Annotated in this window: 10 protein-coding genes and 3 pseudogenes; 6 read left to right on the top strand and 7 right to left on the bottom strand. The window is 69.4% G+C overall.

Going from position 1 to position 13,367, the window contains the following annotated elements; translation table 11 throughout:
• Positions 1 to 773 precede the first annotated feature (773 nt).
• Both BZY54_RS53265 and BZY54_RS53260 read left to right on the top strand, forming a co-directional pair.
• A pseudogene (locus BZY54_RS53265) lies at positions 774 to 961 on the top strand (Tn3 family transposase); the annotation flags it as partial.
• A 297-nt stretch (positions 962 to 1,258) separates the two neighbouring features.
• Positions 1,259 to 1,846: pseudogene (locus BZY54_RS53260) on the top strand (FUSC family protein); the annotation flags it as partial.
• A gap of 56 nt (positions 1,847 to 1,902) precedes the next feature.
• Here the strand turns inward: BZY54_RS53260 and BZY54_RS53255 are convergent.
• The 5 genes and pseudogenes from BZY54_RS53255 to BZY54_RS16475 all read right to left on the bottom strand — a co-directional run.
• A pseudogene (locus tag BZY54_RS53255) lies at positions 1,903 to 2,166 on the bottom strand (ATP-dependent DNA ligase); the annotation flags it as partial.
• 155 nt (positions 2,167 to 2,321) lie between these two features.
• Positions 2,322 to 3,656 (bottom strand): Dyp-type peroxidase, encoded by a 1,335-nt coding sequence (locus BZY54_RS16490; protein ID WP_086725954.1) that lies wholly within the window; start codon positions 3,654 to 3,656, stop codon positions 2,322 to 2,324.
• A 47-nt stretch (positions 3,657 to 3,703) separates the two neighbouring features.
• Complete coding sequence (locus BZY54_RS16485; protein WP_244217191.1) at positions 3,704 to 4,705, bottom strand: tetratricopeptide repeat protein; 1,002 nt, start codon at positions 4,703 to 4,705, stop codon at positions 3,704 to 3,706.
• Positions 4,706 to 4,779: 74 nt separating this feature from the next.
• Entirely contained in the window at positions 4,780 to 5,937 is a 1,158-nt protein-coding gene (locus tag BZY54_RS16480; RefSeq protein ID WP_086725952.1) for a DUF4331 family protein, read from the bottom strand.
• A 112-nt stretch (positions 5,938 to 6,049) separates the two neighbouring features.
• Positions 6,050 to 6,574, bottom strand: a complete 525-nt coding sequence (locus BZY54_RS16475) for a hypothetical protein (RefSeq protein WP_143668067.1) — start codon at positions 6,572 to 6,574, stop codon at positions 6,050 to 6,052.
• Between the two features lie 322 nt (positions 6,575 to 6,896).
• Here BZY54_RS16475 and BZY54_RS16470 point away from each other — a divergent pair, with 322 nt between their 5' ends.
• From BZY54_RS16470 to BZY54_RS16460, 3 genes are all read left to right on the top strand, one after another.
• Positions 6,897 to 7,418: an RNA polymerase sigma factor gene (locus tag BZY54_RS16470; RefSeq protein WP_086725950.1), complete on the top strand. Its 522-nt coding sequence runs from the start codon at positions 6,897 to 6,899 to the stop codon at positions 7,416 to 7,418.
• 10 nt (positions 7,419 to 7,428) lie between these two features.
• Positions 7,429 to 8,220: a hypothetical protein gene (locus BZY54_RS16465; protein WP_086725949.1), complete on the top strand. Its 792-nt coding sequence runs from the start codon at positions 7,429 to 7,431 to the stop codon at positions 8,218 to 8,220.
• A gap of 506 nt (positions 8,221 to 8,726) precedes the next feature.
• On the top strand, positions 8,727 to 9,746 hold the full coding sequence (locus BZY54_RS16460; protein ID WP_244217190.1) for a PP2C family protein-serine/threonine phosphatase: 1,020 nt from the start codon (positions 8,727 to 8,729) through the stop codon (positions 9,744 to 9,746).
• A gap of 165 nt (positions 9,747 to 9,911) precedes the next feature.
• Here the strand turns inward: BZY54_RS16460 and BZY54_RS16455 are convergent, their stop codons facing one another.
• Positions 9,912 to 12,263: a SpoIIE family protein phosphatase gene (locus tag BZY54_RS16455; RefSeq protein WP_244217189.1), complete on the bottom strand. Its 2,352-nt coding sequence runs from the start codon at positions 12,261 to 12,263 to the stop codon at positions 9,912 to 9,914.
• Positions 12,264 to 12,524: 261 nt separating this feature from the next.
• A complete protein-coding gene (locus BZY54_RS16450; RefSeq protein ID WP_086725948.1) occupies positions 12,525 to 12,740 on the bottom strand; it encodes a hypothetical protein in 216 nt (71 codons plus the stop codon).
• Positions 12,741 to 13,057: 317 nt separating this feature from the next.
• Between BZY54_RS16450 and BZY54_RS52250 the strand changes: the two genes are divergently transcribed.
• Positions 13,058 to 13,198: a hypothetical protein gene (locus BZY54_RS52250; protein ID WP_208640675.1), complete on the top strand. Its 141-nt coding sequence runs from the start codon at positions 13,058 to 13,060 to the stop codon at positions 13,196 to 13,198.
• Positions 13,199 to 13,367: the final 169 nt, after the last annotated feature.

Raw genomic sequence — 13,367 nt, 5'->3', positions numbered from 1 at the left:
GCGGCGTCGACGCTGAGGCCCCAACGGGTCTGGCCGGCCACCCAGTCGGTGACGGACGTGCACCGGTAGCCCACAGTCGGGGGCAGCCAGGTGCTGGGGTCCCGGTCCGCCTTCAACCGGTTCGACGCGGCTGACACCGCCATCAGAGACCGCCAGCAAGACCGTCGAGCTGAGTGTCGACCCCGTCGAACGCCAGGACCCGGAACCCGCCCGGTCCGCGTGATCCGCGTCACGCCCCGCCGACGGCCCGCCTCACGGGCGGTGGGCTGTCGGTCGCGGCCACGTCCGGCACGTCCCGGCTGGGCGCCAGCGCTTGTGGGCCTTGCCCCGCCGCCCCTGACGCTGCCGCTACACCGCACGCAATCACGGCAGGAGCTGAACCCATGACCGACACCACACCCATTGACCGCCGACACCGTCCGACCCTTTCACCGCCTTCGGCTTCGCCCCGACACGTACGCGGAGATCACCTTCTACCAGTGCCGCGAATGGGGAGCCCGGGGCCCGGTCGGCCGCGCTCTGCTGGACGGAGACTTTCGCGACCTGCCCGGGGAGGAACAGGCCGCGCACACGTGGCCGACCGACCACTTCGCCGCCGCAGGGCATGAGTACTCCGACCGCATCACCCTTTCCCCGGGCTCGCCTGGCACCCCGCCCGGCGCGACTCTGCTCCGCCCGGCAGTGCTACCGGGCGGAGCGGAGGTGTCTCAGGTCAGCGGGAGCAGAGGGTGAGGTCGATCTCGACACCATCGACTTCTTCGGGCTGAGCCTGTACGACCCGCAAGCAGAGGAACCGGCAGCTCACCGTGCAGGAGTCCCGGCACAAGCTCACCCGGGATATGTGCCACGGCAAGCGCGGCACCATCCACCAGGCGACGGGGACGGCATGGAGGACCAGCACGGCTCCCGCGGCCTGGTCCTCAACGCTGACGTGCTGTGGACCACCTGGTACATCGACGCCCCGGGCCCGCGACCGACTGCGACCAGGACGCCGACGCCCAAGCCGTCGACGCCCTCGAGCACGCCCGCCCCGACGCCCAGCGATTCACCGGACGGCATGTGAGACCCGAATGCGACGCGACGATCGGCGCCGCGTTCCACGCTCACGTGCCGACTCCCTCGGCTGGCTCAAGTCCGAGAACGCTCTCGGGCACGCAAGTAGCCCGGGGCGTCGTGCGATCCTGGGACGGAGATCGATTTCTGGCACAGGAGAGAGCGCGGCGGTGTGAGGACAGCGGGACGGCCGGGACAGGTACGGATGTGGGACCGGCTTGCTGCGTCCGATCCCGGGCTGCTCAGGCTCAGCGCGGGACTGCGCACGGTCATCGCGATCGCGCTCACCCTGGCCGTCCTTGCCGCCCTGCGGGTGTCGGTGCCCCAGCTGGTTGCCGGCGTGGCGGCGGTGTTGTCGACCTTCGCCGTCCGGGAGAAGCAGCGCTCCCAGCAGGCCGTCACGCTCGCGCTGGGCCTGCCGGTGGCGCTGGCCTCGGTGTCGCTGGGCGCGCTGCTGAACCAACGGGTCGTGGCAGGGGACCTGTTCTTCGTCGTCCTGATCTTCGGCGCGGTCTACGGCCGCCGGTTCGGTGACCGCGGCACGGCGCTCGGCCTGATCGGCTTTGAGGTCTACTTCCTCTCCCTGTTCGCGCGCGCGACCGTCTCCGCGCTGCCCGCGCTGTACGGGGTCATCTGTGTGGCGTTCGCGTGCAGTGCCCTCACACGCTTCGTGCTGCCGCAGGCCCCGGCGGGCACCCTGGACCGGTTGCGGCGGGCGTTCCGCGCTCGGCTCGCGCAGCTGATCGCCGTCCAGACCAAGTTGCTGGACGCCGGCCCCGACGAGGTCGAGAAGGTCGCGCCGTCGGCCTCCAGGACGTCGAACACGATCAGGTGGGCCAGCTGCTCGACAGCGGCCTGCCTGGCTCCACGACCGCGGCGACGCGCCCGCGTCTGCAGCGCGCCGAAGTGCAACCGGCCGCCGTGGACGACGACGAGTTCGCCGTCCAGGACGAGAGAGCGGTCAAGGGCCAGCGTGGCGGCGGCCAGGTCGGGGAAGGCGGAGGTGAGGTCCGCGCCGTTGCGGGACTGCAGGTAGTCGTGGTGGGGCCGGGCAAAGAGGACCGCCCGGTACCCGTCGGGCTTCTGCTCGTACGCGAGGCCACCCGTCAGCACCCGCTCGGGCGGCAGCACGGACCGAGCTTCACCTCGCGGCGCGTCCAGTCCACCAGGGCCGGGGAAGTCCTGGCGGGCACGTGGCGGGGTTGGTGAATGTCAAGGGCAGCAACTTCCAACCAGACCCCTGATCCCACTGGGCTTGTCACGTCGGCTCAGGAGCCGAGGCCGGCCATCCAGTGCAGTGCGCTGAGGCTCGGCAGGAAGAAGTATTCACCGCCGCGCGTGGTGACGAAGCGCTCGACGCCGTGCAGGCGACGCCGGACGGGGTGCTGCGGGATCGTGAAGATGCCCGATCCGTCGTTGTCACCCGTCAGCAGATCCTTCTCCACGTCCAGACCGGTGAAGTTGCCGTCGTTGAACCATTGCGACTTCACGAACTCGAACTGGCGGTCGAGGTGTGCGTTGACGGCGATGAACACGATGCCGCGGTCGGCGCCGTCGTCGTCCAGGGTGCCGGCGGGCAGCGGCGGCCCGTAGCTGGTGCTCCGCCGAATCAGCCGGTGTAGGTCGACGTCCCCGATGATCTCCGAGTCCCGCGGGTTGGCGCGCCTGGCGTGGGCACCGTGCGGGCAGACCGTCCCACGCGGATCGGACGCGTAGTCGAAGTTGTTGTTGCGCTGCTCGTCCGCACCCAGGTCCGGATCATCGGACTCGGGCGCCAGGATCAAGGGGGCACCACTCGGCCAGCGCCCCACGATCTTTGCGGCGAGCAGCGACTCCTCTTCCGGGCTTTTGGCGTTGTCACGCAGGTACCGCCGGAAGGCGGCGACGCGCGTGTGCAGCTTCCGCCAGACCACGAAGGTGCCGTTACGGCCCAGCGCGGCCGGTTGCGGCATCGGCGGCAGGTTTCCGGTCTCGTCGGGATAGCCCAGTACGAACTCGCCCGCCTTGAGGGTGGGGCCGCCACCCGGGGGGTACGCAGCGCCGCTGCCTTGCACCGCGGGGTTGCTGATGCCGTCCTTGTAGCCGAAGCTGGTCCGTCCCGAGGCCAGTTGATACAGATCTTGCCGGTACACCACTTGAACGCCGGGAAGCTGCGTGCGCGCCTGCCGCGCCCGTTCGAGTACGACCGCCAGGGACTCCTGGTCGGCAGCGATGAGAGACAGCACGATGTGCACCTGGCCGGTGCCGAAGGGCGGCTCCCAGTGCGCGGGCGCGCTCTCGCCGGTGTCGCCCAGGAACTCCGCCCGTGCCGCCATGCCCTGCCGGAACTCCTCCGGGAAGCTGTTCAGAGAGGCCTGCGGCACCTGGAGCACTTCGAGCCCCCGGTACGTCACCGCGACGTTGAGAAGCGCCGGCAGGGGCGGCTGCCACCAGTTGGCGGCGGAATCGACCAGTCCGGCCAGGCGTCCCATCAGCTCACGGCCGGCGCCGGGGTCGTCCACCCGCAGCAGGATGTAGGTGCCGACATACGGGGACGGACGGGTACGCAGCACGATGCCCTGAATGTCGTCGAGTTGCAGAGGCGGGCCTTCAACCGTCGTCATCTCGTCCCCTCGGTCGAGCGTTGGGCGATTTGTACCAATAACAGGCACTATTGGCGCTGTCCGACACGGCATCTCGCGCGATCGACGAGCGCCCGGGCACGTGGAGTGGGTCGATGCGCGAGGTTCTGGAGCGACAGCCGAAGCGCCCGCTGAGGATCGCCGCCGACGGTCAGCCAGAACTCGGCCGCGTGATCAACGTACGCCTCGGGGTGGCGCGCCATCAGCTCCTCGTAGCGCGCGGCGGCGTGCGCTCGCCAGAACCAAGCCTCCGCCGACGCCCCGCACCCGCCCAGGAGGCGGGCGAGCCCGGTCGCGTACACAGGGTCGTCGCTGACGAGGACCAGTCGCCGCAGCCGCTCCACCGCCGCGGCCCTCCTCCCCTCGACGGCGTCGGCCTCAGCGAGGTGCCCCAGAGCCGGAACATAGGACGGCAGGCGGGCGACGGCCGACTCCAGCCAGATCCGCGCCCTCGCCGGACCGCCCCGCACCAGCCACATCCGCCCGCACTGAAATTCGAGGATCGCCAGTGGAAAGGGACTGACCCCGTGATACGCGCGTCTCGCCGCCAGGAACCACGTCTCGGCCTCGGCTGCCTCATCTGCCTCGTGCGCCGCACCGCCGTTCTCGGCGTGGCAGCGGGCCATGGCAGCGAGGGTCGCGAAGTCCCGCCGTCTCGACAACGCCCGCTGACACAGCGCGAGCGCCTCGTCGTACCGCCCGACCGCCTGGCAGACCGCTGCCCGCTCCTCGTCGACGGTGCGCCGGTCGAGTCCCAGAACGGCCGCCGCCTCCAGATCTTCCAGCGCCGACGCGAACCGGTGGAACTGGGCCGCCACTTGGGCGCGCGCGAGGAGCGGGCGAGGATCGCGTGGCGCCCGGTCCACGAACATGTCGGCCAGCGCTGCCGCGCGCTCGGCCTCGTCAATGCGGCCCCCTACGTGCCCACGCAGGGCGGTCAGCTCCACCAGCTCACCCCAGCCGTAAGCGGTGAGCTTTCCCGGCACCGCCTGCGCCGCCAGACCTTCGATCCGTGCGTCCAGGTTGCCCATGGCGATGACACCGGCCGTCGTGAGCGGTCCGCACGCGAGGCCGCCTCCGGCAGGAGCAGCTGCGGTGACGCCGCTCATGTGTTCGCCGGGGCCTTCGGGATGGTGGCCGCCTGCTCGGGCGGGTACGGGTTGGCCGGTGCCAGGTACGGGAAGTCGCGCAGCGCCGGAACGGTGCCGTCGACGCCGTCGCTCACGCGCGGGCCGTGTCCCGCGTTGACGATCAGTGTGTAGAGCGTGTCGATGACGTCGTCGTTGAGCGACCGGCCACCGCAGGACGTGTACTCCCGGCCTTCCAGCAGGGCCCGCTCGATCTCGAAGAAGCTGTCCTCGGCGTACGGCTTGGCAGCATCCACTACCAGGAAATCCGCGAGAAACAGTTCCGTCAGCGGATGCGTCCCGTCCGGCTGTGTCGTCCAGTCCAGCTTGCCGTCGAGACCGTCGAAGAAGCCCAGGTTGGCGTTGAGCCGTGAGCGATAGGCGTCCAGGTAGGTCGGACCCAGCCGGAAGGGGTCTTCCTCGTTGTAGAGATCGCGCAGGTCCACGATCTTGTTGGCGCTGTCGACCCCATTCTCCGACATGAGGATGTTCTTGACCTCGGGGCGGCCCAGGCGTTCCAGCCGCACGGGATACGGCCCGAGCGTGACGGTCTCCGCCGCGACGGCGAAGACGCTGCCCGCGGCCGGCCCGAACACCCTGGCGGCATCGAGTTCCGCCACGATGGTCAGGACGTCGTTGCCCTCCAGCAGGTTGGTGCCCTGCGGCACAAAGGCGAGCCGCCCGCCCGCCCGCGTCTCCACCTCCTTGGCCACGTCCATGAAGAAAGGATCCAGCCGCAGCCCCGCGTAGCAGCGCACATCGTCGCCCTCGCCGCCCTGCTCGTCGTTCACCAGGAACGACACCGATGCCCCGCTCGGCAGCACGCATGTGCCCCGCTGTGCCGACCGCCCGTCCTCATCCGGTGCGGCCGGAGCCGAAAAAGTGCACGTGAGCGCGAATTCGTCGGTGCTGACATCGAAGAGAGCTCCGGAATTTCCCATGGGCACGGACACCGGACGGACGCGAAATCGATAACTGGCGGCGTCCGAGAACAGGGCTCCGGGCCGGGCGCTGGGGAAGGCGTTGAGGACGAGAACGAGCCGACCGGGCCGGGAGGGGCTGGGAAAGGCGTAGAGGTCGGTCAGGTCTATGGCCGGATCGGCCACGGCGCGGGTGCCGGAAAGATGGTCGGACATGGTGCTGCGACCTCCGCTGACGGGGTCCGGCGGACGACCGCGCGCCGTTTCCGGGCCGCCTGGTGGTGCCCAGGCACCGCCACGGCTACAGCACCTGGACGCAAGACGACTACTAGGTGGACGCGGTGTCCAGCAGCGCGTTGAACGCCTGCGTGACCTTCTGAGCCTTGGCGGTGTCCTCGACGGTCATGCTCGGGTTGGAGGCGTACCACATGTCGGCCTCCGCGATCTTCGTCGCCAACCAGTCGACGATGCCAGGATCGCTCGCCCCGGGGTAGCCCTCGACGACACCCTCGAACATCTCGTCGAACCATTCTCCGGCGTTGGCGAAGATGTCAGCCATGTACGGCTTGAAGTCGCCGTCATACGTGACCGCGCCTACGACCTGTGTGTCATTGTTGATGAACGTGACACGGAAGTCGTGGACCGTGCCGACGAGCTTCTCGTAGCGAAAAGCATCTTCCTGGATCTTGGCGGCGTTCTGGCGGAATCTCTCCGCTCCGCCCGGCTTGGCATCGAAGACAACGGTGATCTCCGCCACCTTCCCGACGCGCTTGCCATATCCGTCGGGCTGCCTCGCCACCTTCGGAGTCGCGTCCGCCGGAGTCGTCGACCCCGCAGAACTCTGTGTCGTCATGACTCCCTCTCCCTTTGATCGTTCATCGGCTGATCCGCGTTCCCTCCTCTTCCCGAACGCGTCCGCACAGCCTTCATGGCAAGCTTTGTCGTCCTCCAGGACGTCGGCAAGACGATCACGACGTGCGGGTCCAAGGTGGATCACCCCTGCACGCCGATGGAAGTGGCGGTCGTAACCTTGCCGGGGTGTAGAGCTTCGACTCAGCTCGAAGTCGCGGCGGCGTTGCCCGAGCTACCAAGGGCCGGCCCACATTTCTTCGAACTCTCGCGTTGCACCTTCACGGGTGGTGGACACGTAGGGGCGGAAGCAGCGAGAGGAAGCCATGGCCATCGACAGCGAGGACGAGTTCACCGATGCCTACCGCGCTCATTACGAGGACGTACTGCGTTTCGTCCGCCGGCGTGCTCACCCCATGAACGTGGACGACATCGTCGGTGAGACGTTCCTCGCCGCGTGGCGTCGCCGCCACGAGCTGCCGGAGGACCCACGTCCGTGGCTCTTCGGTACCGCGCGTAACGCGATGCTCAACGCCCACCGCGGGCAGCGCCGCCAGACGGCTGTCGCGGTGCGTGTCATGGAGAACCGCGGCGAGGACAGCTACGACGGTCTGGCCCAGGCCGAGGACCGGATGGACCTGGTAGCCGCCTGGCGGCAGCTGTCGGCCGTCGACCAGGAAGTACTGGCGCTCCATGTGTGGGAGGGCCTCGCGGACCGGGACGCCGCCACCGTGCTCGGCTGCTCACGCGCGGCCTACACGATGCGGCTGTCCCGCTCCAAACGCCGCCTGGCGAAGCTTTTCGGCCCGACAGGTCGGACCACCCCCGCTCCGGCTCCGGCGCACTGAAGGAAGAGACGTGAACGATCACGAGAAGAACCTCCCCCGGTTGCTGGCCGCTCTGGACGCTGCTCCCGTCCGCGAACTAACCGAAGCCGAAAGCAACCGTAAGGAACATCTGTTGCGCACCGTGATGAGCAGTGCCACGTCCGTATCGCAGCCGACCGCTCCGCCCGGCCGTCGTCGCCCGTGGCTCTGGGTGGCAGCAGGCGCCGTCACCGCGACCGCGGCCGTGGCCGTCGTCGCCCAGGCCCCGCACAGCGCGTCCGGCTCGGGTCCCCTGCCCGCGGCGGAACTCGCCAGTTGGACCGGCACCCCGAGTCGTCCGTCGGCCACCTCACCGGAGGCCACCGCCGCCGAGAAGTGGTGTGTGAAGGCGCTGAGCAGCGACTACTCGGGCAAGCCTGTCTCATACGCCAACCTGGACGTGCGCGGCTCGATCACCTCTGTGGTCGTCACCGACGGGAAGACCACCTCCTACTGCCTCACCGACAAGGCCGGCCACGGCATGGCCGAGGTGATCGACCCAGTCAAGAAGCTCGCCGGCAACGCGGTCGAGGTGGACTCGGCCGGCGGTCACGGGGAAGGGAGCACCGGCCTCAACTACATGGAGGGCTCGGTGGGATCCGATGTCAGGGCCGTGACCCTGCACGACGGCGGCCGCACCATCGAGGCCACCATCCAGAACAACCGGTTCACCGCCTGGTGGCCGTCCGCCGAACCATCCGGCAGCGCCGACAAGGTCGACATCACCCTCAAGAACGGCTCCACCCGGACCGTAACCGGCGACTCCATCTTCCCCAAAGACTGAGGAGCATCGATCTACCAGCACTCCCACGAGGGACGGCAGGATGAGGTCACCGTCGGCCTCGGCGCGACGGTCCGGAACGCTCGCGCTGAGGCGGCCAAGAAAGTCCGCTCTCGCCCTGCCTATGGGAATGCCCACGCATCCGCAGCCCATCGATCTCCCAGCGTACGGACATGCAGGAGGGGCGGGGTTCCCTCGCTCGTCTCCTCCGACGCGTGGCCACGTGATCAGGAGTAGTAGGAGCGACGCGCCCAATCACGACGCCCTCGGCCCACTTCACGGACCCCTCGTCGCGAACGCGCTGGATGAGTTCCTACTGCTGCCGCCGGTGCCGCTGTGCGGTGGCGTGGCACTGCCGCCGATGACGGAGCACATGAGGCCCAAGGGCCGACGGCCGCGCGCGGGAGAGGCGGAGGGTGTACGAAGGAGGCGTGGCCTTCTGGCGGCGCGTTGTGACCTTTCGCCGAGCGTGGCGACGGGGGCACGCCTTGCTGGCTATTCCCCTCGGATTGATCACCGCGATCATAGTGACCGATGTCCTCTCGCCGGCGGACGTGCATCTCGGTCCCCTGCTCATCGTCGCCCCCGCTCTGACCGCGTCGTTCGCCGGCCCGGTGCTCACCGGCTTGGTGGGTGTGCTGACTGTGGTGGCCATGGTGTGTGTCGGGGTGTTCCGCGGTGTGCTTGAAACGCAGAATCTTCAGTCGCAGATCATCGCAGTGGTCGTGATCTCGACCATCGTCACTGTTTTCCGTTACCTGCGGGAGCGACACAGCGGCGAGCTGGCGCAGGTGCGGAGGGTCTCGACGGCCGCGCAACAGGCTGTGCTGCGCCCGCTGCCGCGCAGGGTCGGCCCCCTGCGGGTCGCCTCCTTCTATCTGGCCGCCGAGGACCAGGCGCTGATCGGCGGCGACCTCTACGCGGTCGTGCGCACCGAGGCGGGCACCCGGCTGATCATCGGTGACGCGATGGGCAAGGGCGTGACCGCGATCGGAGACGCCGCGCTGCTGCTGGGCGCATTCCGCGAAGCCGGCCACCGCAAGGCCACGCTCTGCGAGTTGATGAGCTACCTGGAGGCGAGTGTCTGCTGGAACCTGGCCGAGCCCACCGAGCCCGAGCAGGCCGGAGAGTGCTTCATCACCGCCCTGGTCGTCGACATCCCCGACCACGACTCCACCGTGCGGATGATCAATTCCGGCCACCTGCCGCCACTGCTGCTCCACGACGGCCGGGTCACCCAGCTGGACCCTGGGCCCTCGTCGCCGCTCGGGCTGAGCGATCTCGCCGAGCCCAGCTTCGAAGAACACACCTTCAGCTTCGAGGCCGGCGATCTGCTGCTGCTCTACACCGACGGTGTCACGGAAGCGCGCGACGCGGCTGGTGCTTTCTACCCGCTCACCGATCGGGTCGGCGCCTGGACCGGGCACGGTCCGCATGCGCTGGTCCACAGCCTGCGTGCCGACTTGATCGACTATGTCGGGGGCCGGCTGGGCGACGACGCAGCGGTGCTCGCAATCGAACGCACCTAGCTGCAGCTACGTGCTCCTGGGTTTGGCTGGTGATGAGGCCGGTGCTGCGGGACGGCGTTGTGCCGCTGTCCTGTCTGCGGCATGCCTGCGGGGAGCTTGGCGGCACCTTGAGGTCGCAGTCGGCGTCACCGTGGCTTCTCTGCACGACTCCTCGTCGAAGGGGCTCTATGGGCGCTGTGAGGGGAGGGCCTGCTCGGTCCACACCGTCTTCCCGTCGTTGGTGTAGCGGATACCCCAGTTCTGTGCGAGCTGCGCGCAGATGAACAGGCCGCGGCCGCCTTCGTCGATCGTTCGTGCGTGGCGCAGCCGCGGGGCGGAGGTGCCGGCGTCGTGGACCTCGCAGGTGAGCTTCCGATCGTTGATGAGGCGCAGGTGTACGGGCGGCGCGCCGTACCGCAGGGCGTTGGTGACCAGCTCGCTGACGAGTTCCTGCGTGTCGTAGGCAGCATCCTCGTCCACGCCCCAGCCGACGAGTTGGCGCCGGGCGTGGCGCCGCGCGACGGCAGGGGCGGTGGGCTCTTCGTCCAGCAGCCAGGTGGCGACGCAGTCGGCGGGGAAGGGGTGAGTGCGGGCGAGGAGAAGGATGGCGTCGCCGGGAAGAGCATCGAGCCGGAGCCGGTAGAGGATGTCGTCGCACAGGTCCTGCAGGGGCCGGTCGGTGTCGGCGAGCAACCGTTGGAGCGGCAGCGTGCCGCTTTCGCCGCACTCAGGCCGTGCCGCCTCCAGCAGCGAGGCCGTGTAGAGGGCGAGGACGTCTCCATCGGCCAAAGTAACGGCGGTGGTGGCGTACGGGGGCCCTCCTCCGCCGCCGAGGGCACCACCGGCAGCCAGCTCGACCACTCGGGTGCTGGAACCGGGGCCGACGACGACGGGCGGCGGGTGTCCGGCGGAGGCGATGGTGCACGTATGAGTGAACGGGTCGTAGAGCGCGCACAGGCACGTCGCGCTGAGGGGCTGACTGCGCAGGGGGTCACCGTGTGGCAGCGCCCTCCGCTCGTCCGCGAGACGTGTCATGGTGTCGTCGAGCCGGGCGAGGAACTCGTCGGGTTCCAGGTCCAGTGCGGCGAGCGACTGCATGGCGGTGCGCAGTTGTCCCATGGTGACGGCGGTGTGGACGCCGTGGCCGGCGACGTCCCCGACGACCAGGGCCGTGCGGGCGCCGGGCAGGGCGCAGGTGTTGGACCAGCCACCCGCGCCCCGGTCATCGGCCACGTACAGGTCGGCGGTCTCGATTGCGGTCTGCGACGGAGGAGCCGGGGGCAGCAGATGGCGCTGCAGTGTCGCTGCGATGGTGTGCTCGCGGGTGTAGCGGCGGGCGTTGTCGATGCTCAGGGCGGTGTGTGTGGCCAGTTCCAGGGTGAGGGCGAGTTCCTTGTCGTCGAACCAGTCGGATCGCTGGGTGCGGTAGAGACTCAGCAGCCCGAGCACTTTTCCGCGCAGCGTCAGCGGTGTGACGAGCAGGGCGCGTGCGCCGGATGCGCGGATCGCTTCGGCCCGCGCCGGATCGGCCGCCAGCCAGGGCGTGTCGGGGCGCAGGGCGATCGCGCGGGGCTTGAGGTCGGCAAGCGCCTGCGCGTAAGGGGTCGAGAACGGCAGCGCGCGAACGTCTCCCACCGGATGCGCCCGGACCTGCTGATCTCCGCCGCTGTTCGCGAAGGCGGCCCGGCGCAGCGGCACGTCCCGTCCCAGAGGGCTCAGCGGTGGTTCTTCTCCACGCACCACAGGGTCCACCACTTCCACCACGGCGATGTCGGCGAACCCGGGGACCAGTGCGTGGACCAACTCCTGGCAGGTGGCCACTACATCCAGGGTTTGTCCCACCCGCTCCCGGACGGCATACAGGGCCTGGACTCCGCGGCGCGCCTTCTCCTGATCTGTCACGTCGTACGCGATCACCACCGCCCCCGGTGCGTCCTGCAGGGGAAGCACCGAGACGGCGTGCGTCTGCTGGGGATCATTCTTCGGGGCCCTCCGCATGACGTGGTCCGTCGCCGACGTACCGCCCGCCATGGCCTGGCGCAGGATGTGCTCCAGTTCGCCGGGGGACGAAAGGGGCCACGCATCAGTGAGGGGGCGTCCTAGCATCTGCGGCGCGCTCGCACCGGACAGGGCCTGCGCCGCCGCATTGGCCGACACGACGTGCAACTCCTCGTCCACCACGAACAGAGCCCCCGCCATGTGAGCGGACAGCGCCTCGAGCACCGCGCTCTCGATGCCGGGCACCAACCCGTCCGACGGTGGGAGGAAGATCCCCCACGCCACCGAACCGTCGTCCCGCAGCACCGGCCGCACCCACAGGCCACCGCCGGCGGCGCCCTCTGCAACATCACGCAGGCCGTGATCCCTGCAGCGCTCCACGTCACCACCGCCCGGCGTGGGGACAGGGTTGACCAGGTCGGTGGCCGGCCGCCCGACCACCTCGCCCGCCGGACGCCCCCACAACTCCTCCGCCTGGTGGCTCCACTGCACGACCATGCCCCCGCCGTCCACGACCATCAGCGGCGTCTCACCGGCCATGGGAAACCACCTCCGCCTTCCAGCTTGCCCGGCTGCCGATGGCTCCGCCGCCGCAGACCGGCACCCAGCCGCGGCTCTGCACGAAGCGCGGTACAAGCAAACCCCTACGCTCTCCACCGGCGGAGCGTGCAACGAACCCGCGCACCAGCGCCGAGCACAGGGGGTGGGCCGGCGGATACTCGCTGTCCACGCCGGTTCCACTGCATCGTGCAGATCGCCCACAGGTCCCCCGTTGGCTTTCATGAGCGCGCAGGGCAGGACTTACGTGCCGACCGTGGGGGCGAAGCAGTCGTAGCACGCGCGCATCCACCGCGTGACGGTGGTGTTGCCCGGCCGGTTGATAGGGGCCTGGTCCTCCAGGCGCTCGTTCTCGAGGTAGACCCACATCGTCGAGTGCACCCAGTCGTGCGGGAAGTCCCAGTACAGCTGCTCGTAGACGGCGAGCAGTTCGTAGAGACCGCGATCCTTCGCCACCACCGTCAGTTCGTGGGTCCTGCCGCTCGAATCCCTCGACGGCGGGGAGGGCGGGGCCTGGGTCGACGGCCCCCAAGGGCGCCTTCAGCTTCCACCGCTGCCGCTCCTCAGCGCCTGGGGGCGGGACGGCGCCGCAGTAAGGGGGCTGCTCCGCAGCGTCGGCGACGAGGCGGAGATCGGCCCAGGCGTAAGCTTGCAGACGCACCTGTTTGAGGACCGGGTCATGAAGATGTCGAAGGTCACCGTCCGGGCAGGCGCCACCGTCGGCAGCCGCACGGTCGTGCTGTACGACGGGGTCGTCGGCGAAGGCCTCTGGTTCGATGCTCTCCTTGGTCATGAAGGGCGAGTACCTCACCCCCGGCACGGCATGGCGCGGCGTCCCCGCCCAGGGCCTGGCCCTCCGTCCCGCCGACCACCCGTCACCCAAACTGACCCCTCGCCACACCAGCCACTCCCGGTGACAACCACGCAACCCTGGCGGTGAGCATCCATGCCACCTGCTTCCGACTTCCTCGCCTCCCTCCGCCGGGCCTTCGGCGCCCGGAGCACCTCGGCGCAGCCCCCGCTCCCCTTCCCCGGCGGACGCCCCCTGGCCCTCGTCTACCGGGGCCCTGTCCCTCATACACATCT

This window comes from Streptomyces carpinensis (genome assembly GCF_002154505.1).
Classification (GTDB): Bacteria; Actinomycetota; Actinomycetes; order Streptomycetales; family Streptomycetaceae; genus Streptomyces; species Streptomyces carpinensis.
This window is presented reverse-complemented; position numbering and strand designations above follow the sequence as displayed.